Below are 23062 nucleotides of genomic sequence, written 5' to 3' on the forward strand. Positions count from 1 at the left end.
CTACCAGTTCCACTTTTGCCAATTGCCGTCTAGCATTGCGGAATATTGTCCTATCGAGGGCAAGCCAGATGTCACAAACATACACGGTTCGATGTTGCCCGAACCGTCTGTCCACCAAAAGCAAGGCGTTTTGTAGTCCTTACCAATCATTCGATTCAAAAGGCTGTTCACTGATAGCTGCGACGAACGCTGATAAATGACGGACAGTTCACTTTCATAAACCATCGTTGGAACTTGGCTTACGCCTGCTTCTTCGGTTGGTAGATTGTCAGAGTCTGTCAGCCCTTGTGCCCATGCATCGAAAACAAATTCATCACTCAAGACGGCAACTGCAAGGTTTTGGCTATGCTGTGTCCAGTCACTCTGTTGCCAGTAGTTCACCGCAGGTCCCTGTACTGCGCGCGCCACCGTAAAAAAGAAATAACGACCTGACGAATCCACGCTAGGAATGACACTGCCGATATAAGTGGCGTCTTCCATGTAAGAAACATCGAGCGCAAAATGCCAGATAGGAGCAGTCAAAAAATACTCACTCCAGCTTTCTCCCAATTGCTCACGGCTAACGGCGATCACTGCTTGCTGCCAGTCATGCCAACGACCAGTAAATTCTTGGGACAAACCGTCTTTAACGAAATCCCCTTTGGCCGGCATTTTCCCTATGTATCCCCAAGAAGAAGTTAAAGCGTTTGTGGACATCGGAACCTCTCCATTTCATTTGACCAGAATGGGTTTACCGTGCTCGAAGGGATCAGCTCCAGTTGAACTTTATTACCATTAAGATCGATCATCACGATGTTGTCTTTTCGTGATTCCGGACGTGCTTTAAGCGATTGGTCTAGCAATCTAAAGATGCCCCATTCACCCTCATATGTATGAGCAATTTCTCGCTTTGATTCCGGCGGCGTAAATACGATTCGGGTTTGATCTTGACCTGCTGGCCAACTCAACGATTTAGCACGTGCTGGGCCATGTTTATAAACGAGGTCTTGTTCACCTAACTCCAGTACAAAGCGAGTGATGTGTTGGTCTAAATAGACTGGTTTCATTCCAAACTCGACTCTCAGCGAGTTATCAGATTCAAAGAAGGTTTGTCTAATGCGCTTTGCTTGTTGAAACACCGCTAATGTTTCAGGTTTCACACCGATTTCTTTCTCAAGTTTCCAGCGTCTAGAGGAGGTGTCCACAAATGGTTCGAGGTACTCTTTAAAGAAAGAGTCCATCGTTCCGCCGTAGCCGAAGAAACGTTTAAAATCTTTAAGTCGCACTTCCTTGGCCGCATTTGAAACAAAAGGATAACGTCCCGCGATAGAACGACGATACGGTTTTACTACTTGCGTTTGCCACAGCTGGTTTAGGTGATCTTTAGAACCGCTCTCAGCAAATTTCACTGACTCTTGAGACAACTCATCTAACCATTGATTAAATGGCTTTGGTAGCAACTCTCGCGCCCGCTCAAAAGACTCAGCTACATCTTGGGTAACCGTTCCATCTAGAATGCTCTTGTAAGCAATTTTTTGATTGTTCCCTGAGCTTGATAGATCAGACAAGTAAGAACGCAGATTTACCATTGCTTGCTGAATGTCGTCAAAATCTTGCTCATCCAAACGTAGAATTTCAGTAAAGTGTTGCTCCACCTCTTTCCCGGGCAAGGCTACGTTAAATGCACTTTCTTCAGGTAAATACAGATCGAGCTTGTCAGCCGTGTTTGAAAACTTCACCTTGGCTACATTTCCCGCAACTTCAGAAGCGGCTTTTTGGTTTTCCGACAAAACCACTTTCGTTAAGCCCACTTCTTTTTGAATCGCACGCAGTAGAGATTCAATGGGTCTTTCGACACCAGAGAGCACCCTCGCCTGAGCGGAAGCCAACTCTAAACTTGGCGCCTGTTTAAGCTGGATGTCTTCAATCAGGTTTTTCCACTCATTGATATAATCTTGGTAATAGCGCTCTTGTACACCTCGAATAGCGCTTGCATGGTCAATTTCATGCGCTTTTAAATCGTCCCCATAGACCCAGTTTTCCTCCATCAAACTTTTTACCGTGCGGTTAATTTGAATTTGAAAAATGCTATGGAATCCGTTGTAAGTGTAAAAACCGGAAATACCTTGCGATAGTGGCTTACCACTGTTTCGTTCGAACTGATCTAAACCCTTCGGTCCCAGAACGTCAGTCAATCTAAATGAAGGCACATGGCTTTTCGCAAACTGCAACTTCATACGTTGGTAAGCACGTTCCGGCAAAGACATTTGTGTTAAGACTTCTCGAGCCTCCGCTACCGATGATTCGTCGTAAGAAAGCCCTCGCTCATTGCTGTCCAGCAAGTTTCGAGTGTGCGTCATTAAGCGCTCTCTTAGCACCTCATTAAGTACACCTGGGTAATGACGTTCATAGTAGAAACCAAACCAACTTAGAACTTCCTCTTGTTGATATTTATTCGGGTTAAACAGCATCAAATAAGTTTTAAGTGTTTCGTATAGATATTGACGATGCTCTTGGTTTCCTTCCATTTCTGAGACAAGACTGTGAAGCACCATTGGGGTAAAGTGCTTATTTAATGCAGAAGTGTAAGCATTGTTCGCCGCTTGAGAGACCTTATTCCCTTGATACAGGCCAAACTTTTTTATCGCCGTTTCTTCTTCATAATCGCTTTGTTTACCGAGCGGTAACATCATGATGCGATCAAGCGTTTCTATTGCACTTATAATATCTGAATCAAAGTCCAAGCTATCCGCGCCTATCATTGCGTTGATATGGTCAGTCTGCTTATTGGTTTGATTAATAAGGTTCACGTTCCACTGGTAACTGGTGAACCAAACGCCCGAGGCACCGGCCAGTGCTACTGCACATCCGATATAAACACCTCGATGAAGCCAACTAGACTGTTTTTGATAATGACGATTCACCGTACCAAGCAATTGCTCTTTGAAAATCACTCGATCAAATAGGTTTTTGACAAAGTAACTATCAGAACTTCGACTGTTCATTGATAGCCCAAGCTTGCCAAGTCCCAACCCACTTGTGGCTTCATTCATTAAACGGCTAACAGGGATCCCTTCTTGAACCGAACTCACCATAAACACACCACGGATGAGAGTCGGTTCTTCAAAGCTGTTTTGAGCAAAAATATCGGTTAGAAACTCGTCTAAGTTTGCCTGTAGTACACGCAGCTGTTTCGGAAACTCGAAGATAAGCGCACGCTTATCAAGATCATCTTCAGTTTCAAGGATCCTCAACATTCGAGCATCAAGACGTTCTAATAGGTGATGAAACTCTTTATTAAAAAGAGAAATAACGCCTTTCTCATCCTCGCAATCTTGAGGGAACATAAAACCAAATAGATCGTCTCGCTCTTCTTTACTTAAGTCAGAAAAAAACTCATTAAACCCCGCGACGAGATCCATCTTAGTAAGCAGTACGTAGATTGGAAATTGCATGCCTAATTGATTTTTCAACTCTTGTAAACGAGCCTTAATTGCTCTTGCGTGCAAGCTGCGCTCAGTGCGAGTCTGCGACATCATGCTGGCCAAACTCACCGTCACGATAGCGCCATTGATTGGTCTCTGAGTTCGGTATTTTTTAAGTAGTCCAAGGAACCCATGCCAAGCCTTTGAGTCGACCTTTTCCTGACTGTCTTGCGTGGTGTAGCGCCCTGCAGTATCAATTAACACCGCTTTGTTCGCGAACCACCAATCGCAATGTCGAGTGCCACCAACCCCAGCGACCGAATCTGTACCCATTGACTCAGCCAAAGGAAATTCCAAACCAGACTGCTTGAGAACCGTTGTTTTACCCGTACCAGGAGGACCAATCAAAACATACCAAGGCAATTCATAAAGGCTGCGTTTTCCTTTATGCGTTTTAGTCACGACTTTAATTGCCTGTTCAATCCTATCTTGCAAGACATTGATTTCAGAGGCGGCTTCTTTATCCGATTGAGAGTCAACTTCTAACAAAGTCTGAATACTCTCGTCTTCTTTTACTTTTTGCTTGTGTTGTTTCGTAAGATTGAAGATCCCCCAAACGAAAACCAACACTAATATACTGACGAGACGTTGAAAATCCGTCTTTAACGGTTCATAACCTGCGACGGTAATTAGGGGCCCAACAGCCCATATAAAGATTGAACAAGCTGCGACACCAACTAAGCCAATAAACCAGTGTTGAGTAAAGATTTTGCCTACTTCTCGGATACTCATTTATCTCATTTTCCTTAGTTCGCAACCATTAGATCAATTTCGATGCGGCGATTAAGCGCTCGGTTCTCGTCGCTAGTGTTATCTACCAACGGCCTCGCATCCCCTAACCCCTCAGGCAACACACGTCCATCTAACGCACTATTCGCGATTAACTGCTCAGACATCGCGGTGGCTCTAGCCAAAGAGAGGTGCCAGTTAGAAGGATATTTGCTGGTAAAAATTGGCTTGTCATCGGTATGTCCTGCGACCAAGATTTTCCCTTCTGTCGCCTCTAAGGTTCGAGCCAATTTGGATATCACGGGTTGAATGTACTCAACAACCTCGGCACTTCCAGACTCAAAGAGATCTTGAGCTTTGATGGAGATTCGAACTCGATCTGGAAGCGCGTCGACTGTGACTAAACCTTTACTTATTTCTGTCGCGAGATACATGGAAACACGTTCAGCAATATCGGTAACTTGAGAATCAGTTTGAGCCGTTGACTCGACTTGTGCCGGAGCGATCAAGTTGATTAAGTTGGTAAAGGTTTGGTTGGAGGCTTTGTTTAGGTCATAACTAAAGTACATAAAAATACACACCAACAAAGCAAGTGTGACTGAGCAAACAACCCATAAAGGCGCTCGTTCAGAGATTTGCGCACCATTAAGAAGACGGGCTTCAACATTATCATTCAAGCCTTGTTGCAGACCTCGACCATGATTCTTGAGCGTCGCCATCACCTGCTTTCTTAAACGACGATGCGCTTCGAGTCCGTTCTTCTCTAATCGATATTGACCGACAAAGCCCAAGGACAAGCAAACATACATTAATTCAAGAAGATCTAAATGAGACTCAGGAGAAGAGATACATTTCTCAAGGTGTTGATAAAATGCCTCACCACCTTGGCTGCTAGAATAAAACGACGTTAATAATGAATCGTGGCTCCAAGCTGATTGGCTACCCCAATTTGTATTCAATACCGCTTCATCAATAGCACAACACAAACAGTAACGTGCCGTATCTACCGTTTCTAAGTTAATATTTTTCTGACGTAGTCGATTCTCGTAATCTCTTAGTTTCTGCGCTAACGTTTCTTTTAAAAAGAACACATCAGAGTGAGTCGCCGTTGCTCTTATCTGACCAATGATAGAAAGGATACCATTAGCCTCCGCCAGTATTGGGTTAGTGCCAAACGCGACTACCGTGTCATTGTTCACAACCTCGGTGCTTTTTGAAATCACCACTGTGCTGTCTGCAGATTGTGGCTGAGATGCTTTGGCGTTTACTGGCCTTCCACCTGGCGTTGGCTTGATAATTGTCTGTTCCATAGTGACGTCACCCGTTATTGGTTAATGCTCCAAAGCTCAATATCCGCATTTGGAAATTGGCCAGATAACTGTAGAGCGATGCCACCACTCTCTTTTAGTCGGTTCCAGAAAGGTCCTTTTTTAATGACTTCAAAATAGACGTACCCGGTTTGATAAGGAATCTGCCTCGGAACGACATTGAGTGGCGCAACATTGATGCCATTGATCTGATTGTTAATGAGGTCACGAATTTGTTCTGCTGGCCCAAACTTAAGTTGCGCAGGTACCAATCGTCTAATCTCTTCGGTGCTCGTATCAGCCTTAACAGCCAATACGAACTGACTGGAATCAAGTAGTCGCTTGTCTGGTAATGGTGTGACGTGTATACCGAGTTGGCGAGCCTCTAACGGTAACTTATTAGCAGTCTGGTCGAGTACAACGCTTAAGTATTGGCTTAACACTTGGTTAAGTTCCTGAACAACAGGAGTCAGGTTTATATGATCATAATCAGACAACTCAGGGGTACGCTTCGTTTTGCTAGAAAATGTTGAGAGTTCGCCGACGTAGCCCTTCAATAAAGTAATAAGCTCGAGCGGATGAATTTGATCTAATTTTCCTAGGTGCTTAAGAGCCATCTCATATCGGTTTAGCATTTGTAGCATGATGAAATCCACCGCTGATGCAGAAGCCATCTTTCCTTGAAGCAGGCGTTGAGAGACGACATCAGCACGAATCTTAGTCATTGCAGAGACGTTTTTAAGACAGCTCATCATGGCTTGATCATTAAGCGCATTTAGGTTCGGTGGCGTGAATTCATCATCCAAGATAACAACACCTTCACTTGTTACCTCTTTAATTTTTAGAATGGGCAATTCAACAAAACCAGAAAGCTTTTCATTGTTCGCTTTCAACGCCATGTTCAATGATGCGACTTGAATACACTCTTCGTCTTGACCTGTCTGAACATCAATAACATCAATATCTTTCAACAAATATCGCGACACCAAGCCTTCGCTAACATCAGCGACCATTTTCTCTTTCAAGCTCTTCGCCGGTACGGTTAGCTTAACGAGCGTGTCTTGCGTACCTTTTTCAATGCACAAAGGGCTGAGCTCAACGTTCGTACTCTGTAGTTGGACGACCGTCATATCAGGCAGAATTGCGTCTATACTCTCAACTTCCACCAGCCCTTCTTTAAGGCTGTTTGAGTTAACACGGACTTCGTAAACGCCCCAATTATAAGGGTGTTGAAAGCGATTTAGCCCCTTGAATTCTTGTTCTATCGCACGTTCGCTTTGTTGAAAATGTTGAGGACGTAAAAACATCCCCTCACACCATGCTGTGCGGGAGTAATGTGTCATGGTTTTATCGCCAATCAAGATTAGTTAACGAACAAAGACAAATCGTCTAGTTGAATTTGGTAGGTGTTGTACCCAGTTTGATCAACCTTAATCACCTGTCGCCAATTTGAGTTTTCTATATCTCGAAATGCAGCAACTAAGCCAAGATATTTCGTCTTAGCAGACATACTTGCGTGATAAACCTCTTCTTGGCCAGGCGTTAGCGATATCTCATACTTGTTCACTAAATCTGGCCCCAAAACCGTGTCGTAGTTTTCATATATTGAAAAGAAATCTTGGCTTTCAAACACCGTCGAAGAAGTGAGCTCAAACACATAAATTACGACTGGGGAAGGTCTACCATTTGAATCAGGGTTGATGTTATGTTTTGCAGCTAGCTCTAAATCAGCGTAAGGGGCAACCACAAGGTTTGCAGCGGAGCAGCCCGTAAGCAGTGCAGTAAAAAGTAGAACTAGAGTTTTCATTATCGCTTTCATCATCATCCCTTAAATTTTAGTTTTTAGCGCGCTTTCATAGTGCTTTGCAAAATCTTCTAAATAAAATGGCGATTCTTTATTTATAACTTCATCTGTCAATTGATGATGAATACCTTCAAATTTTTTCCAACTGCATGCATATTTTCTCGCCGGAATTATTTTATTTAAGACACTATCATTGGACATCGCATCAGAATAAATTGTTGCTGGCTCTACTAATGACATAACACTTGATACAGTACCCTCGACACCTTTCATTAAGGCACGCTCATGATTTTCAATATCAAAGAATGCTTCTTTTATCGCAATATCAGCGCGCATAAAACTTGCCGATTGACGATTATATAAATTATGAATTGCGTCTTCTAAATTAGCAGAGAACTTTAACGGGTTATTTTCAGATTTTCTAAACGCCGTATGATTCAAACGATTATTTTGTTTAAACTCGGCACGATTGTGTAATGTTTCCATTAGGCCTAATAGCATCAGAGAAAACGATTGGCCTAACTGCTCAAACCATTGCTCACTGCCTTCATCTGGGACCATATTAGGATTGATACCCAAACCTCTAATAAAAGCCTGTGCATTTTTCTCATCGAACTCATGTGAGATTGGAGTATGAGAAGGTAGCTTTTCTTCTTCTCGGTCATCTTGAGAGTGAGATGTAGGTGCATCTAAAAAGTCATCCATGAGACCGATATCTAGTTGAAACTCGGAAGAAACGCTCTCTTTTAATAGATCTGAGGCATTCAAACCAAAGTTGTCGTGAGCCAAGTTTTCAATAGCAACACCCTCACCTAATTCATTGATTTTATTAGCCTCATTTGAAGAATCGTCAATGCAACGCTCTTCAAGGTTGACTTGAATTTGATAATCGCCGAGGGTCACTACATCACCATGATTCAGTGCTAATTCATTTCCTTGACCAACAGGGCTGACTGCGTTGTTTACAAAAGTGCCATTAGTGGAGAGGTCTTTAATCAAATATTTGTCACCAAACTTGATCAACTCTCCATGCTTACCTGAAATGACTCTTTCAGGGTCTGGCAACGTCCAATCGCACTGTCCTGAGCGACCAAAACTGACTTTCTCATGCTCGCCTGTCGCGTCAAAAATGAATTCGTTGTCTATCTCTGGTGTGAACTTATGAAAGCTCGTAATGGTTAAAACCAACGTCATGTAAACCTCGCCAAAGGAACTGCTTAATATATAAATTTAGTTCTTAATAGTTAGGCCACATCTTATTAACACTAAAGTTAATAATGCCTATTCAAATAATAATTAGATTTCACGAACGGAATAATGAATTAAATTTACAGCAAAGCAATCGAGGATTATTACCCAGAACAAAATATACAACGAGGTTCAAATTTTTGACGATAAATTTTTCATTCGTCAAAAAACCGATGTTAGCTTTACCGAGAAATCAACATTTAACTATTTTTCATTAGTTGATGAATTATATATTCACACCATCATTTTATACGGAGCCTCGTGATGGACGACCAAAGTAAAAACAATTCTATAAATAAAGATTCGAATGGTGATAAAACAAGAATTGTAAAGACTCAAAAAAGAGAAAATACAAACGACAAGATGGGTAATATAAATAATGAAGGCTCAGCCCAAAATAATAATGAGACAAATACAAAAGTGTCTCATAATCAAAACACTATTCCACCAGTGGGTAACCCTCACTCTAACTTCGAGAACAGCGCTCATAAAAAGCGTCCTGATTCTTTACTCGGTGAGACAATCAAAAACCGGTATGAAATCGAGTCTTTAATTGGTCATGGTGGTTTGTGTGATGTCTTTTTAGCGAAAGACAAGATCCTCGAATCGTCCGGTTCCGATACTCCATATGTCGCACTTAAAGTTCTCCAGAATGAGTATGCCTCGCAGCCTGAGACCGCACGCATGCTGATTCGTGAAGCACAACAAACTCAGAAGTTAAGCCACCCGAATATTATCCGCGTTTACGACTTCGGTGTTGATGGCGACATTTATTTCCTTGTTATGGAGTACGTTGATGGTGAAACATTAGAAAGCCTAATTCAACGTTCTCGACCGGACGGGTTAAGATACAACGCTGCCCTATCGATTCTTAATCAAACGCTGGACGCGTTGTCGTATGCGCATTCACTCGGCGTCGTTCATGCCGATTTAAAACCTGCCAACGTCATCCTCACGTCTGAGGGAAAAGTGAAACTGTTAGATTTTGGTGTATCAAAAACTCAGCAATTAAAACATGACCAATACGCCGCTAAGCGGAAGTCCCAAGATACCGATACGCTTGGCTATACGCCAAATTATGCGTCACGAGATATTTTGTCAGGTAAAGAGCCTAAATTCAGTGACGATCTTTTTGCCTTCTTCTGCATTACTTTTGAGCTTTTAAGCTGCAAGCATCCTTATGGCCGTACCCCTGTCGACGAAGCGTTGAAGAAAGGTATTAAAGTGAGTAAGCCAACTAATTTACCCTTCTCAAAGTGGAGTCTATTCGCTAATGCTTTTGCTACAGGGACCGTACCTCAAGGCTTAAATTGTGTTGACATAAAAGCGCGACTCAATAGAAACCGCTGGCCTTTGTACTCTGGTATTGCTGCTAGTGTCGCTTTATTGGCGGCACTTGGCATGTTCTATCAACAGCAACAAGGTACGATCTCCAAACTAAACCTAGCACTGGCAGAGAAAGAGCAAACGATCGAGTTGGCCGAACAGTTACTCAATACATTACCAGAAGACACAAAAGCGTTAATAGATGACAAACAAGGGCTACATCCTGTGATTGAGGCTGGTTTCCTACGCCTATATAAGCCTCACCTCTTGGGCGAGTTTGAGTCGAAAATTGATGATGTACTGAATTCCGATGTCACCACTTACCCAAATTACGACCAAATTGAATCCATCTTGCAACAGGCAAAAGTTTACTACCCTGACTCACACAAAATTGAAGTGTTGGCATTGGATATTCAATCAAGTAAACATTCAACGCTTCTTGCGATTGCACGCCAGATAAACAGCCACTTAGAAAAATCCGTTTATGCTCAGGTTGAAGGTGAGAAATCGATCTATGATCTCAACAAAGAGCTGCAAGAGATCCACAAAGAATACCCTTTCACACCTAGCTCTCTAGCTAGTGAAGTATTTGGACAGCATTTGAATGACGCACTTCAACTGAGAGATGCTGCCGCTTTAGTTACCTTGATTAAGGTTGGAAATACGTTCTTTTCTGAATCTGAAGAACACCAAGAAAACTTGGCTTTCAGCAATGCGATGAAAGATGCCGTGTTGGAAATGAAGTTGTATGAGACAGCCAAAGACAGCACTACCCCACTTGCTTTCCCCTCGGATGCCGCCCGCCTTCTCTATCAAGAAGAGTTTGAAGGGCTGCACTATCGCCTAAAACAAGCTCGCACGACAGTAAATCTAGATAAGTTAGTAAAAGACATTGATGCGTTTGCCGAGAACTTTCCGCCAGGTTTTCAAGACATTAACGACCTTAGGTTCCAAACTGCTGATAAATACCTTCAGTTTTCCGATATCTTGCTGAATAAACGAAAATCCAAGAGTGCAAGGCGTGCAATGAAAAAGGCGAACGAGCTATTAAAACGGTTAGAAAGTGACGCAGAACAGAGTTAATGACTACAAAAGTTGATGAGGGGCATATCGCCCCTTCTTTGTCGCAAAAACCACTTGCCTTTATGCAAACTGATGACTAACTTTATTTTAGAGTGTGCTAATCCGTATAAATAGGTAGAAGTTTGACCGCAGGGAAGATCGAAGTCGATAACATCAGCATTTTAGTCATTGATGACTGCTCAACATCAGCGACGTTGATCAAGCATCAACTGGTTTCGCTTGGGGCAAAATTGGCGAACATCACTTGTGTGAATAGCGCGCAAGAAGCATTGAACGCGGTGAAAACACGCTTTTACTCATTTATTGTAATGGACTATCACTTGTCGACTAAGTTGACTGGGCTTGATTTGATCAATTTGATGAGCCGAGCCAAGTTAATCTCTGACACCACTGCGGTTCTTATGATATCTGGTGACGCTACGCAGGAAACGGTACTAACTGCCCTCTCTGGCCGAGTAAGACACCTTCTTACCAAACCACTTCAAACCAAAGCGTTGAAGAACAAGATGCTTGCTGCATTACAAGAGCAGCATAACCTTGCGGAAGTACGTCAATCACTGGGCAAATGCAGAACTCTCACTCTCGCTGAAGTAGCACGCCTACATAAAAAGTATGCGACAAGCGTTTGTGTGGAATCACTGCTTATCGATACCTTGGTCGAGACTCAGCAGTTTGATGTGCTTGAGAACTTTCTTCCCTTCTGCAATGACAAAGAACACGCGAGCCGGATCTGCGCCGAAGCCTTTTTATTCCATAAACAAGGAAAGATCAGGGAAGCGGTGGACGTACTAGCAAATTATGTCACGCATAACCCTCTTTGCTTGAGAGCAATTGATAATCTCGTTGGTTTATACGAAACACTTGGCCAGCACAATAATGCGTCCATTCTGGCAAATCGAGCGTTTGAGCTTACACCAAGCAGTAGTGCACGTATGGTCACTGTTTCTCGAATAGTATCCAAGCTTGGACAGATAGAAAGGCTATACGAGGTTGGGTATCTGTATGCCTCGAACGTTTCTTCAACTGATACGCTCTGGTTATCTGCAATGCATTCGTATGTTGATTTGATCAGTGAGCACTTCAAGACGCTTTCGAGCACCAACGAGAAGAAAAAAGTACTTATAAAACTGAATGACTTTTGCTTGCTGGCGGAGAAACAACTGAACCGAAATCAGCAAGTCGATTTAGCGGCCTTCAAGCAAATGATGCAATGCAAGTTGTTGTTGCTTGAAGCGCGACCAGAATACGCGCACAGAAAGCTGATGAAGTCTCTCAGCTATTACTATGCAACACCAAATAAAACCCCGTTGCCCTTGCTGAAACAAGCGATTCCATTGATGGATTTCTTCGGTGAATTCGCAATTAAACAGAGCTTGCTGGCACTACTTGCAGCAAAGTCTGGAGTGCCGATGAAACAAAGCGCGCAAGGAGACAACAACGACAAGCGCTTGAGAGATAGGTACCCGTTCTCAACTGAAATGCGTCTCAAAAAACTCTCTGATAACAGCATTGATGCCACAGATATTATATTGGACGAGAGCATTGAGTTTCTTTCTCAGCGTCCTTTACCACCCAATTGGTCTAACTGGCTCAAAGATTACCTATCCGGCTCTTACTCGTCCCAGTTGCCAACCCCTTTCAACCTACAAGCCACACAGTGGAGATGAGCAATGATCAATTTCGAAGTACTCAATACTTATATGGACAACGATGTCGATATTATCTTTGCTGTTTTCTCAACCTATATGGAAGACTACGAAGATGGATTGGACCGTATTAATCAGCTTAACCAAGACCAAAATTGGCCCGAGTTGTTCCTACTGTCACACAGTCTAAAAGGCATCCTTTCAAGCTTTGGAGAGGAGTCGGCAGTATCAGCACTTAATAATATAGAGGAGCACACAAGAGATAATATCGCACCAGATAGCGGGGATCTGGCTATAGTTAATAAAGAGTTGGTTACGATAAACCAACAGATAACTGATTACTTATCCAACATGGATTAGTGACAAAACAATAAAAAATATTACGTTAATTGGAAATGCTAGGCTATGAACAACACAAATTTTAAAGAGTTGATAGATTCGCTTAAGGATCTGACACCAACTCAAAAAAAATACTTAATAAGCCAGACGCGGCTTTCTTTAGAAGAAAGTGAAGTCATGAAAAACAAAGACTTACTGACACCTGAAGAGCTCGAATTACTGCTTGCTGTAACTAACGCAAAATGAAAGACCGATAGAGGGAGCTAAACGCGACCATTACGGGTTTTCAAATTCTGAATCAGAGGGGTTAGCTGTGCTGACCCCTTTTTCATGGTATGTGCGTTAGAGTTCGATGATTGCCAACATATCTTCACCATCTTCATCCATACCAACTTCTTCAAAACCAAACTGACTGTAGAAAGGCTTAGCGACTGGATTAGTCGGGTTGTAACAGATCTCTATATGTTTGAGATTGGGCGCTTGTTTGATCTCTTCGATTGCCAGTTTTAATGCAACTCGCCCTATTCCTTTGTTTTGGTGTTTGGCATCGACCATAAAACGCCAAATAGAAACTTTATCACTTGCTTCATGAACCCACATGAAAAAACCAACGGCTTCCTCGTCTAGATAGATTGCACGAACTACATGGCCTTCGTTGTAGAAAGACTCCACCAGCGACCACATGTTGCATGCTACAAATTCTTCTTGTGGTTTCGTTACATCCAAGTCGCAGACGAGTTCATAGTTTTGTTTCGTAACCTCTCTCAGAGAGACATTCATGGCATCCTTTCCTTAATCATGTCTAATTTGATTGAGCCTCATCCGCTTGTTGGATTTCTTCTAGCTCTTTGATATCGATTTGATCGACTTTTCGATTGAGGATTCGTTTGTACTCAACAAGAGAGCTTGCATTGATGACCGGCAAAGTTAGCCCATGAAAATCGCGCTGTACGGATTCGGCCAAATTAATATCAAGCAATACCCATTGTTGGTTTGAGGTGCTGAAAATCTTCGTCCCCGGAGTCAATCCAATTTCGATTTTCTGGTTTTCATAAATCAGCTGAAGGTATTCTAAGTCCCACCCTTCTTCACAGTAGTGTTTGAGCGGTTTACTTACAAAAGGTTGAAAGAACGGTAGAAGCGCATGTACATCCTCTTTTTCAATATAGAGGTCAATGTCAGCAATAGGCCGAGAACCACCATGAAGGTGGGCGGCGAAACCTCCGACAATCTGGTAACGAATATCTTGCTTATCCAGAATTCCTTTCAGCCAAGACATTGCACGATACACTGATTCATTCATCCGCTGTCCTTTTGTTTTCATTAGTATGCATTCAATCTAATAATCAATCACTGTAAGTAATTTATATTAAAAATAAAAGGTTAAAGTGCCTCGCGCTTTTACTTCGATTAATGAGCCACCAAAATGATCAAATACCCTACGATTTTGATAACAGAATATTATACAAACAATAATCAATGATAATTTCATGTTTGCCTGCAATACCTTTATCTTTAGCTTCAACAACGTTGCTTGTTGAAATGCCTTTGTCACTCCGACATCGCCTCACAAGCCGAGATAAGAAGGTTAAATATGAAATTTCTTCACACTATGATCCGCGTGGCTGACCTGGATAAGTCCATCGAGTTTTACACCAAAGTTCTTGGTATGAGCGAGCTTGATCGCTTCGAAAACACAGAATACCGCTACACTCTCGTGTTTGTCGGTAACACAGACCAACCAGGCAGCGCGACGATTGAACTGACTTACAACTGGGACACAGACAGCTATGACCTAGGTAATGCGTTCGGTCACATGGCATTAGGTTGTGAAGATATTTACGCTGCATGCGACAAAATCAAAGCACTTGGTGGCAATGTCACTCGTGAACCAGGTCCAATGAAAGGCGGTGAAACGCATATCGCATTCATTAAAGACCCTGACGGTTACCAAATCGAATTGATTCAAACAAGCAAATAACGAGGTTAGTCATGAAAGATACATTGTTTCAACCTGTACAACTTGGTTCTCTAACGCTTCAGAACCGTATCGTTATGCCACCAATGACTCGCTCTCGTGCAAGCCAGCCTGGCAACGTCGCAAACGACATGATGGCTGAGTACTATGCACAGCGCGCATCTGCGGGCTTGATTGTTGCGGAAGGCACACAGATTTCACCTATGGGTCAAGGTTACGCTTGGACACCGGGTATTTACAGCCAAGAACAAATCGCAGGCTGGAAAAAAGTCACTGACGCAGTACACGCAAAAGGCGGCGCGGTCTTCGCTCAGCTTTGGCACGTAGGCCGTGTAACTCACCCTGACAACATCGGTGGTGAGCAACCAATTTCTTCTTCTGCACTAAAAGCAGAAAACGTGAAAGTGTTTATCGATAACGGCACGGATGAACCTGGTTTTGTTGACGTGGCAGAACCACGTGAGATGACGAAAGAAGACATCAAAGTGGTTATCGAAGAGTACCGTCAAGCGGCATTGAATGCGATTGAAGCTGGTTTTGATGGCATCGAGCTGCACGCAGCGAACGGCTATCTTGTAAACCAGTTTATCGATTCTGAAGCAAACAACCGCACAGATGAATACGGTGGTTCAGTTGAAAACCGTTTACGTTTCTTGGGTGAAGTGGTTGAAGCGATGACTCAAGCGATTGGTGCTGATCGCGTTGGTGTTCGTCTTGCTCCGTTTACGTCACTAAACGGTACTGTAGATAAAACACCAGTAGAAACTTACACAGCTGCTGCGGCGCTGCTTGATAAGCTAAACGTTGTTTACATGCACATTGCAGAAGTAGACTGGGATGACGCACCAGATACGCCTGCTGAGTTCAAAACAGCCGTTCGTGAAGCTTACAAAGGCACCATCATTTATGCTGGTCGCTACAACACAGAGAAAGCAGCTGAAGCTCTAGAAAGTGGCTTGGCAGATATGGTTGGCTTCGGTCGTCCGTTCATCGCGAACCCTGACCTACCGAACCGTATCAAGAACGATTACCCGTTAGCGGCTCACGATCCTGCGACGCTGTTTGGTGGTAACGAAAAAGGTCTGTTGGATTACCCGACTTACCAAGCAAACTAAACCGTTGAGCTTGCCTAGTTCAGCCGACTTATTTGAATAGGCAAGTTGAATAGACAAAAACCCCGCAGATGAGTTTGAATGCATCTGCGGGGTTTCTTTTTTTTAGCGCCCAGAGTTGTCTGACATTATGGCTTGGGTATTGAAATGGGTTCTAACGACGCTGACAAGAAGTGCAACCACGACAAGCCGAGCGTGTGGTTTTATCCAACAAACTTCGCTGCACTTTGCAATATGCGTTCTTTAATGCACGGCGAGCCGCAAACCAATCTTCAGGCTTAGTCAGAATCAAATAGCCATTGAAGCGCTTTACTAACTCCACTCTGTGTTTATCAATAAAGCGGCTGTCAAAACCAATATCGAAGTAATCCAAAGCTTCTTCGATACAAGTAAAGCTGGCAATCTTGGCTTGAATATCGTTTTGGCTCATAGCCTCGTTTCTGAGTTTGTTCACTTAGCTCCGAGTATAAAAACTTCCGTTCAACCGTTCTTTGATTTACATCCGTAGCACGTCATTTTGCTAGAAACCGCTGAGTTTTAAATTTTCAAAATGAAAATCAATATAAGAAGTCATCCTGCAAAACTCTTCTCATCTTCAGAATGCTTTTTAACTCACTGATTTTATGAGCCTAATTTTTGGTGCGCATTTTGCGTTAGTGAGTTTGTTGACTAGGGAGAGATGATGATGACTTACCGAGCAGAAATAGATGGATTAAGAGCGATTGCCGTCATATTGGTGATCTTCTTCCACGCAGACATCGAAGCGTTCGCTGGTGGCTTTATTGGCGTAGACGTGTTCTTCGTGATCAGTGGCTATTTAATTACCACAATTGTGATAAACGATTTGGATAAGAACCAATTCAGCCTTGCTGATTTCTACGAGCGCCGTATTCGTAGGATTCTGCCCTTACTGTTGCTGGTTATTGCCGTGTGTTACCTACTCTCTTGGTGGTTGTTCCTTCCACATGCACACAAAGAGGTAGGCGAGTTTTCTGTGTCTTCCATTCTGTCCGCCTCTAATGTTTTGCTTTACCTCAAAGGGCACAATTATTTTGGGCTGGAAGAACAAGCCAATCCGCTCTTTCATACTTGGAGCTTGGGCGTAGAAGAACAATACTACATTGTAATCCCTCTTCTGCTCATGCTTCTTGCACGTGGCAAGCTCATGTCTTACCTCACCTTCTTCATTGCGGTGTTTGCACTAAGCCTGATGACTATTTGGTACGCCAGTGGTGATCCTGATTTCGCCTTTTACATGATTTTCTCTCGTGCGTGGGAACTGGCGGCGGGCTCTCTGATTGCCCTAGTGATGCACAAAACCGTCATCAAACCCAACAACACCTTAGCGATGATTGGTTTAACGCTAGTTCTCGCCTCTGCTTTGTTGTTTGATAAATCAAAAGATGGCGCCGGGCTCATGCTGTTAATCCCTGTGATTGGCACCGCACTTATTATCTTGTTCTCATCCAAAGACAATATGCTTGGTAAAGCTCTAAGCCTCAAATCGGTGGTTTTTGTTGGGTTGATCAGCTACAGCCTTTATTTGTGGCACATTCCTTTGTTGGTTTTTTATCGCTACGTACTTACTGCCGGACAAGAGTTCAGCCTAGCGTTTTATCTAGTGGCTCTATTTGCCTTTTCTTACTTAACTTGGCGCTTTGTTGAAAAGCCTTTCCGTAGCCGCAGAAAAATCGGCATGAGCACACTTGCTGCTTCACTTGTGTTAGTCACCCTACCGCTGCTTGCTTTTGGTGTCGTCGGTCATAAAAACGGAGGCTTTCCCGACCGTAGCGCATTTTTTGAAGCCATGCGTGTAAACAATGGCTACGGCATTGCATGTAATGGTAATACAACCATCAACGACACTTGTTCTTCATCTTCAGAGCCTACTGTCGCAGTATTGGGTAACAGCCACAGCATGGTCTTTGTTCAGCAGCTCTCAAATGACACACCAACGGGAGTTGTCCAGCTTACGCAAGATTCTTGTGCGGTGGGTTATGTCGACATGATTGCAGGAGTCAATAATCTATCGTGTCGAAGCTTCTTCACCGATGCAGTAGAAACCATTCGGAATACGCCTTCAATTCGACGTGTGGTGATTTCTTCTAACTTCAATAAAGAGCTCTCTAAGCAAGACTACCAAGCTTCGCTCACCCATCTATTGAACGAGTTAGAAGACAGAGAGATCGTTGTCTTTGGTCCGACACCTTCTGCACCGTATGCTATTGGCGAGTGCTTATGGAAAGCGCAATTGTTTGGTGATAACACAGGCAATGAATGTGACTTTGCACCGAAGCAGTCACACCCGCATCATGTAGCAACGCTGGCAGCGTACTTTGACCAATTTGAACATGTGGAGTTTGTCGACCTTACTAACTACATCTGCCAACAGGGCAAATGCGCAATGAAAGTGGACAGCAACAATGCTATGTACACCGATGCAAGCCACCTATCTTACAAAGGCGCAGAAATTGTATTGAGTAGCTATCAGAAGGAGTTGAGTGACAATCAACAGCTGACTGCTCAGCATTAACCCAATGACAAAAGAGAGAAAGAAAGCTCAGCGCTAATTCAAACGCTGAGCTTTTTTATTTGAAAATTCGTGGGTCGAAAGCAAAATCGAGCTTTTCTGCTTTTTTCAGGATGTCTTTCATCTTGGGATGGTTTGTATTGACGACGTAGTTGTTGTCACGAGGAGAAATTGTCGAAGGCACTTGTAGTGCAGCAAACTCAGGATGAGGATCGTTGAGAAACTGGTCGCCAATATATTGTGTGGATTCACTAGCAGGAATGGAGCGCCAAGTGACCGGCAGATCTTCTTCATCCAGTGCGGCAATTAAGTATTCCGGCATCTCGATACGATACAAATCGTAAAGCTTGGTGATCGCCGGATCGTTGTTTACATGAACGAAAACTTCTAACGAGCAAAGAGATTCGGATTGAGAAAAGTACAGTGCTTCGGTTCCTTTAGAGTTCCATCGCCCGCCGTACAGCTTGGCACCGATTGGGCTAAATGGAGACTCAGAGAACTTCTTTTGAGTCAGTCGATAGAGCTTCATATTACGAGAATACCCCGTGCTCTAGTCGTCCAATCAAATCTTTGACGATTTCAAAATCAACCGTGGTTGAAACCATGTCTAGTGGGCGCTTGCCACCCAAACCATAAACATTCTCACGCATCCAACCTAGTGCGCGTTCTTCATCATCAAACAGTTCTGTTGCTAGCTTAAGTAGCATCGCTAAACGATAGATGGCATCACTCTCTTGCGTGTTGAAGCGCTCTTCGTTTTTGAGTCGACGTTTGATGGTGCTCACCGGGATCAAAGTAACGTGTTGGAATTCGCTTTGAGAAAGCTTCACACGCTCGACGATATTACGGTATACCTTTGGCTCAAAGCCTTTATGAACCGCATCGGTACGACCGGTTTCGGCATCTTCAATGCCCAGCATAAACCAGAAGTTTGCCTTGTGAGGCAGCTTCGGTTTAAAGCTTTTTAATGTTGCTGTTGCCATACTGAGCTCCTATAGACCAAATGGTCTTATTATTATGGTCCATATGAGCTCAATTATCAATCGCACAAATTGCAGCCACAGCAAAACAGGCACTAATCAGAGCAAGAGAAACGTTAAGGCTTGTCTACGCCTGCGTATTTCACCCCAGAAAGCAACGCCATATCGCGATTCCAAGTGGCTAGGTCGTGTTGATTAAACTTGCGGAGATCATCGTGTCCACACGCTCTTGCCATCACTTGCATCAACTCAACCGAGGCTTCAAAAAAGTTCTTCAATTGAACCGAGGCTTTATCCACATTCAACCGCTGTCTTAAGTCGGCTTTTTGTGTCGCAATGCCTGCTGGACAATTGTTGGTATTGCACATTCTCGCGGCTACACAACCTATCGACTGCATCGCACTGTTAGAAATCGCAACGCCATCTGCCCCGAGCGCCATCGCTTTTACAAAGTCCATTGGAACACGTAGCCCACCCGTGACAATTAACGTGACACGGTCACTCACACCTTGAGCATCCAGATAGCGTCTTGCTCTAGCGAGAGCGGGAATGGTTGGCACGCTGATGTGATCACGGAACATAGCAGGCGCTGCGCCCGTACCTCCTCCACGACCATCCAAAATGATGTAATCCGCACTGGCATCGAGTGCGAATTGAATGTCTTCTTCGATATGGTTTGCACTGAGCTTGAAGCCTATCGGGATACCACCTGTCACTTCACGTACCCGATCTGCAAACTTTTTAAAATCTTCTGCGGTATGCAGATCTTTAAACGTCGGTGGTGAAATCGCAGATTGCCCTTCGGGAATGCCACGCACTTGCGATATTTTGCCCACATTTTTATTGGCAGGAAGATGACCACCAGTTCCTGTTTTTGCTCCCTGTCCACCTTTAAAGTGGAAAGCTTGAACATTGGGCAACTTAGATTCGTCGTAACCAAATTGCGCACTCGCCAGTTCATAGAAATAACGGGAGTTCGCCGCTTGTTCTTCTGGCAGCATGCCGCCTTCTCCAGAGCAAATTCCGGTTCCGGCTAACTCCGCACCTTTCGCGAGTGAGATTTTGGCTTCTTCTGATAACGCACCAAAGCTCATGTCAGAGACAAACAATGGAATTTTTAGTACCAGCGGCTTCTTCGCTTTCGGACCAATTACCAATTCAGTTTTGACTGACACATCCTCCATCAGAGGTTTGGTTGCCATTTGTGCGACCATCATTTGCAGGTCATCCCAATGGGGCAATTGGTCTCTCGGCACACCCATCGCCGTCATAGGTCCATGGTGCCCTAACTTTGACAGCCCTTCTCTTGCCAGTTGGTGAATAAACTCAACCGTGGGTTCTTCTTGCGTCGCCACTGCAATTGGGATCTCGTTATGTCCCGCTTGGATACCCGGACCTTCTTGTCCCACTTGCTCAGAGGTGAACTGCTTATGCACCCCATCGCATAAAGGCGCATTTGCGGTGTGCTTACACTGACACAGATACGCATCTTCATCCTTTTCAGCGACAAAGCTCATGGGTTTAAAATCGGTTCCGGCGTGGGAGCCATCACAATAAGGTTGGTTCTTAGATCGCCCGCATCGACAAAAGTAATATTCTTGCCCTTGCACAAGCTCAACTTTGATCGGTTTGTTATCCGCTATTACTGGTTTGCTCATTTTGCTTCCCTTTTTCAATGCCATACTCTGTGGTTGGCTTTCGTTAAGCGTAGAACAGCTCAAGTAAAGCGTCAGGGGAATAGAGATTTACCTATACTTTATGTGGGTCTCAACACTCAGGAGGCTAACATGACCATGTCAACCCGGCTCGACCACTATTTGACTGAGCACCATATTCACTTTCAAACCGTGAATCACAGTCATAGTAATAGTTCGCTGCAAAGCGGTGTTGCAGCGGGTATCCCTCTCAATAACTTGGCAAAAGGCGTGATTTTGGAAGATCACCAAGGTCGTCATATGATGGCTGTCTTGCCTGCGAATAATAAAATCAGCTTGTCTCGATTGAATGACGAGCTCAACGCCTCTTTCCATCTAATCAAAGAAAGAGAAGTCTATCGTTTGTTTACCGATTGCGATAACGGCGCGATACCTCCGGTGGGTAGCGCTTATCACATGGCAACCATTTGCGATGAAATGCTCGCCAATTTAGAGCATGTGTATTTGGAAGCAGGCGATCACGAAACCTTGATTAAGCTGGATAAAGAAGCGTTCCGTGAACTGATGGGAGAAAGTCGTTTTCTACGTTTTAGTAGTCAGGTATTTCATTAGTCTTAAGCTGCAATGAATGCAGTGCCTAGAACAAGTTGGCTCTTGTTGTGACGATTTCATTTTGAATTGCTTTCGCGACAAGAGCCTTTATTCGTTCTTATCTTTAGCGTCTTTAACCTCCTCAACCAAACCCGCTCTGTCAATTCGATAATGCGCGAGATCGTGAGCAATAAAGAGATGACCAGAGTAAGCAGTTTGAGCTTCTTGCCGAATCTGCTCAATCGACACTTCCGCTTCAGGGCTGAATTGATAGCGAGGACTAAAGTGAGTGAGAATCAAGCTCGGAATTTGTTTTGTCTGCGCATAACTGGCGACTTGAGAAGAATAAGCGTGACCAACTTCTCCTGCTCGCTCTTTCATCGCTTCTGAGTACGTTGATTCGTGTACCAACAGATGCGCGCCTTCAATTAGACTATCGAGCTTCTCTGGTGTGTCGTTATCACCACAAATGATCGCTTTTCTAGGAAGGTGTGCAAGCTTAGTAAACGCCTTACTCATTAGGGTTTGACCTTGGTACTCCACATCATTGCCACGGACAAGTTCTCCCCAGATAGGTCCCCTCGGAATGTTCGATTGCTCAAGTTTTTCGATGTCTGGATACATACGAATAGTTAATTCTTCAAAACAGTAAGCAAAGCTAGGAACGCGATGTGAAAGTCCAGTCGCGGTAATCGTAAACTGACCAATTTCAATCGAATCAAACTGCTCGACTTCAATGAAGTGAAGTTCAAATGGCAGATAGAGTTTGGTGAACGTTTGAGTCGCTTCAAACCACTGTTTAATCCCTTCTGGCGCAATGATCGTCAGAGGATCTTTGCGGTTATTCATGCCTGCACTGGCGAGCAAGCCCGGTAAGCCATAGCAATGGTCGCCATGAATATGGGTAATACAAATAACTCGTAAATAATTAAGTGATAATGGAGTGTATAGCAATTGGTGCTGAGTCGCCTCTCCGCAGTCAACTAGAAACCACCCTTTCCCCTTGCTCTCCAGCAAAGCAGTCGCAGAAACATTACGGGATTTAGTTGGAACCCCAGAGGACGTTCCTAAGAAATACAGCTCCATATGACTTCCCATTCCTTAAGTAAAAGCTCTAATCACTCATAAAGGTTAGCATTCGATTCAGTGATAAATTGCATGATTCTGACCGATTTTAACACTAAGCTTTAAATATCAATTAAACATCCGTTTAAAACAAGCGTACCAAAACACACTAATTACCATTCACTATTCTATAACACTTAAGCCG

General features: G+C 43.6%; 21 protein-coding genes. 8 read left to right on the forward strand and 13 right to left on the reverse strand.

What is annotated here, in order from left to right:
* Genes tagF through tagH form a run of 6 tightly spaced genes read right to left on the reverse strand, consistent with a single transcriptional unit; the run spans position 1 to position 8498 of the window.
* A complete protein-coding gene (tagF, locus tag A9237_RS21755; protein WP_078609646.1) occupies positions 1-696 on the reverse strand; it encodes a type VI secretion system-associated protein TagF in 696 nt (231 codons plus the stop codon).
* Complete coding sequence (gene tssM / locus A9237_RS21760; protein WP_078609647.1) at positions 678-4196, reverse strand: type VI secretion system membrane subunit TssM; 3519 nt, start codon at positions 4194-4196, stop codon at positions 678-680. Before tssM ends, tagF begins: the two co-directional genes overlap by 19 nt.
* Positions 4197-4210: 14 nt before the next feature.
* Positions 4211-5503 carry a type VI secretion system protein TssL, long form gene (gene tssL / locus A9237_RS21765; RefSeq protein ID WP_078609648.1) on the reverse strand — a complete coding sequence of 431 codons (1293 nt, stop codon included), beginning with the start codon at positions 5501-5503 and terminating at the stop codon, positions 4211-4213.
* Positions 5504-5517: 14 nt separating this feature from the next.
* Positions 5518-6807 (reverse strand): type VI secretion system baseplate subunit TssK, encoded by a 1290-nt coding sequence (tssK, locus tag A9237_RS21770; protein ID WP_237358467.1) that lies wholly within the window; start codon positions 6805-6807, stop codon positions 5518-5520.
* 56 nt (positions 6808-6863) lie between these two features.
* Complete coding sequence (tssJ, locus tag A9237_RS21775; RefSeq protein ID WP_020196290.1) at positions 6864-7319, reverse strand: type VI secretion system lipoprotein TssJ; 456 nt, start codon at positions 7317-7319, stop codon at positions 6864-6866.
* A gap of 9 nt (positions 7320-7328) precedes the next feature.
* Positions 7329-8498: a type VI secretion system-associated FHA domain protein TagH gene (tagH, locus tag A9237_RS21780; RefSeq protein WP_078609650.1), complete on the reverse strand. Its 1170-nt coding sequence runs from the start codon at positions 8496-8498 to the stop codon at positions 7329-7331.
* 318 nt (positions 8499-8816) lie between these two features.
* On the opposite strand from tagH, the gene A9237_RS21785 reads away from it, so the two are divergent.
* The 4 genes from A9237_RS21785 (at position 8817) to A9237_RS21800 (ending at position 13192) form a co-directional block, all read left to right on the forward strand.
* The gene (locus A9237_RS21785; protein WP_078609651.1) at positions 8817-10961 is read left to right on the forward strand and encodes a serine/threonine-protein kinase; all 2145 of its coding nucleotides are present in this window, start codon (positions 8817-8819) and stop codon (positions 10959-10961) included.
* A gap of 122 nt (positions 10962-11083) precedes the next feature.
* On the forward strand, positions 11084-12628 hold the full coding sequence (locus A9237_RS21790) for a response regulator (protein WP_078609652.1): 1545 nt from the start codon (positions 11084-11086) through the stop codon (positions 12626-12628).
* A 3-nt stretch (positions 12629-12631) separates the two neighbouring features.
* Complete coding sequence (locus tag A9237_RS21795; protein ID WP_009705291.1) at positions 12632-12967, forward strand: Hpt domain-containing protein; 336 nt, start codon at positions 12632-12634, stop codon at positions 12965-12967.
* A 45-nt stretch (positions 12968-13012) separates the two neighbouring features.
* On the forward strand, positions 13013-13192 hold the full coding sequence (locus A9237_RS21800; RefSeq protein WP_078609653.1) for a hypothetical protein: 180 nt from the start codon (positions 13013-13015) through the stop codon (positions 13190-13192).
* Between the two features lie 96 nt (positions 13193-13288).
* Here the strand turns inward: A9237_RS21800 and A9237_RS21805 are convergent, their stop codons facing one another.
* Together A9237_RS21805 and A9237_RS21810 are read right to left on the reverse strand one after the other, a co-directional pair.
* Positions 13289-13726, reverse strand: a complete 438-nt coding sequence (locus tag A9237_RS21805; protein ID WP_078609654.1) for a GNAT family N-acetyltransferase — start codon at positions 13724-13726, stop codon at positions 13289-13291.
* A 22-nt stretch (positions 13727-13748) separates the two neighbouring features.
* Positions 13749-14249 (reverse strand): MazG-related protein, encoded by a 501-nt coding sequence (locus A9237_RS21810; protein WP_078609655.1) that lies wholly within the window; start codon positions 14247-14249, stop codon positions 13749-13751.
* A gap of 291 nt (positions 14250-14540) precedes the next feature.
* Between A9237_RS21810 and gloA the strand changes: the two genes are divergently transcribed.
* Together gloA and A9237_RS21820 are read left to right on the forward strand one after the other, a co-directional pair.
* Positions 14541-14927, forward strand: coding sequence for a lactoylglutathione lyase (gene gloA, locus A9237_RS21815; RefSeq protein WP_078609656.1), 387 nt, complete (start codon positions 14541-14543; stop codon positions 14925-14927).
* An 11-nt stretch (positions 14928-14938) separates the two neighbouring features.
* On the forward strand, positions 14939-16039 hold the full coding sequence (locus tag A9237_RS21820) for an alkene reductase (protein WP_078609657.1): 1101 nt from the start codon (positions 14939-14941) through the stop codon (positions 16037-16039).
* Positions 16040-16190: 151 nt separating this feature from the next.
* Here A9237_RS21820 and nifW read toward each other — a convergent pair whose 3' ends face one another.
* Positions 16191-16466, reverse strand: coding sequence for a nitrogenase-stabilizing/protective NifW family protein (nifW, locus tag A9237_RS21825; RefSeq protein WP_005441361.1), 276 nt, complete (start codon positions 16464-16466; stop codon positions 16191-16193).
* A 255-nt stretch (positions 16467-16721) separates the two neighbouring features.
* Here nifW and A9237_RS21830 point away from each other — a divergent pair, with 255 nt between their 5' ends.
* A complete protein-coding gene (locus tag A9237_RS21830) occupies positions 16722-18569 on the forward strand; it encodes an acyltransferase family protein (RefSeq protein WP_078610238.1) in 1848 nt (615 codons plus the stop codon).
* Positions 18570-18624: 55 nt separating this feature from the next.
* Here the strand turns inward: A9237_RS21830 and A9237_RS21835 are convergent, their stop codons facing one another.
* The 3 genes from A9237_RS21835 to A9237_RS21845 form a co-directional block, all read right to left on the reverse strand.
* Complete coding sequence (locus A9237_RS21835) at positions 18625-19095, reverse strand: RES family NAD+ phosphorylase (protein WP_078609658.1); 471 nt, start codon at positions 19093-19095, stop codon at positions 18625-18627.
* Position 19096: 1 nt separating this feature from the next.
* The gene (parS, locus tag A9237_RS21840) at positions 19097-19549 is read right to left on the reverse strand and encodes a type II RES/Xre toxin-antitoxin system antitoxin (RefSeq protein ID WP_005426938.1); all 453 of its coding nucleotides are present in this window, start codon (positions 19547-19549) and stop codon (positions 19097-19099) included.
* Between the two features lie 113 nt (positions 19550-19662).
* A complete protein-coding gene (locus tag A9237_RS21845) occupies positions 19663-21204 on the reverse strand; it encodes a glutamate synthase-related protein (protein WP_078609659.1) in 1542 nt (513 codons plus the stop codon).
* 129 nt (positions 21205-21333) lie between these two features.
* Here A9237_RS21845 and A9237_RS21850 point away from each other — a divergent pair, with 129 nt between their 5' ends.
* The gene (locus A9237_RS21850; RefSeq protein ID WP_009699021.1) at positions 21334-21813 is read left to right on the forward strand and encodes an aminoacyl-tRNA deacylase; all 480 of its coding nucleotides are present in this window, start codon (positions 21334-21336) and stop codon (positions 21811-21813) included.
* Between the two features lie 87 nt (positions 21814-21900).
* Here A9237_RS21850 and A9237_RS21855 read toward each other — a convergent pair whose 3' ends face one another.
* Complete coding sequence (locus A9237_RS21855; protein ID WP_078609660.1) at positions 21901-22878, reverse strand: ribonuclease Z; 978 nt, start codon at positions 22876-22878, stop codon at positions 21901-21903.
* Positions 22879-23062: the final 184 nt, after the last annotated feature.

The organism is Vibrio owensii (assembly GCF_002021755.1).
Classification (GTDB): domain Bacteria; phylum Pseudomonadota; class Gammaproteobacteria; order Enterobacterales; family Vibrionaceae; genus Vibrio; species Vibrio owensii.

What these genes read in the sequence shown, in the direction of transcription:
- A9237_RS21850 (WP_009699021.1), top strand. Translation starts at nt 21,334, where the DNA reads ATGACCATGTCAACCCGGCTCGACCACTATTTGACTGAGCACCATATT.
- A9237_RS21805 (WP_078609654.1), bottom strand. Translation starts at nt 13,726, where the DNA reads ATGAATGTCTCTCTGAGAGAGGTTACGAAACAAAACTATGAACTCGTC.
- tssM (WP_078609647.1), bottom strand. Translation starts at nt 4,196, where the DNA reads ATGAGTATCCGAGAAGTAGGCAAAATCTTTACTCAACACTGGTTTATT.
- tssJ (WP_020196290.1), bottom strand. Translation starts at nt 7,319, where the DNA reads ATGAAAGCGATAATGAAAACTCTAGTTCTACTTTTTACTGCACTGCTT.
- tagF (WP_078609646.1), bottom strand. Translation starts at nt 696, where the DNA reads ATGTCCACAAACGCTTTAACTTCTTCTTGGGGATACATAGGGAAAATG.
- A9237_RS21795 (WP_009705291.1), top strand. Translation starts at nt 12,632, where the DNA reads ATGATCAATTTCGAAGTACTCAATACTTATATGGACAACGATGTCGAT.
- A9237_RS21800 (WP_078609653.1), top strand. Translation starts at nt 13,013, where the DNA reads ATGAACAACACAAATTTTAAAGAGTTGATAGATTCGCTTAAGGATCTG.
- tssL (WP_078609648.1), bottom strand. Translation starts at nt 5,503, where the DNA reads ATGGAACAGACAATTATCAAGCCAACGCCAGGTGGAAGGCCAGTAAAC.
- A9237_RS21830 (WP_078610238.1), top strand. Translation starts at nt 16,722, where the DNA reads ATGACTTACCGAGCAGAAATAGATGGATTAAGAGCGATTGCCGTCATA.
- A9237_RS21785 (WP_078609651.1), top strand. Translation starts at nt 8,817, where the DNA reads ATGGACGACCAAAGTAAAAACAATTCTATAAATAAAGATTCGAATGGT.
- tagH (WP_078609650.1), bottom strand. Translation starts at nt 8,498, where the DNA reads ATGACGTTGGTTTTAACCATTACGAGCTTTCATAAGTTCACACCAGAG.
- tssK (WP_237358467.1), bottom strand. Translation starts at nt 6,807, where the DNA reads ATGTTTTTACGTCCTCAACATTTTCAACAAAGCGAACGTGCGATAGAA.
- A9237_RS21855 (WP_078609660.1), bottom strand. Translation starts at nt 22,878, where the DNA reads ATGGAGCTGTATTTCTTAGGAACGTCCTCTGGGGTTCCAACTAAATCC.
- A9237_RS21810 (WP_078609655.1), bottom strand. Translation starts at nt 14,249, where the DNA reads ATGAATGAATCAGTGTATCGTGCAATGTCTTGGCTGAAAGGAATTCTG.
- parS (WP_005426938.1), bottom strand. Translation starts at nt 19,549, where the DNA reads ATGGCAACAGCAACATTAAAAAGCTTTAAACCGAAGCTGCCTCACAAG.
- A9237_RS21835 (WP_078609658.1), bottom strand. Translation starts at nt 19,095, where the DNA reads ATGAAGCTCTATCGACTGACTCAAAAGAAGTTCTCTGAGTCTCCATTT.
- A9237_RS21820 (WP_078609657.1), top strand. Translation starts at nt 14,939, where the DNA reads ATGAAAGATACATTGTTTCAACCTGTACAACTTGGTTCTCTAACGCTT.
- A9237_RS21845 (WP_078609659.1), bottom strand. Translation starts at nt 21,204, where the DNA reads ATGAGCAAACCAGTAATAGCGGATAACAAACCGATCAAAGTTGAGCTT.
- gloA (WP_078609656.1), top strand. Translation starts at nt 14,541, where the DNA reads ATGAAATTTCTTCACACTATGATCCGCGTGGCTGACCTGGATAAGTCC.
- nifW (WP_005441361.1), bottom strand. Translation starts at nt 16,466, where the DNA reads ATGAGCCAAAACGATATTCAAGCCAAGATTGCCAGCTTTACTTGTATC.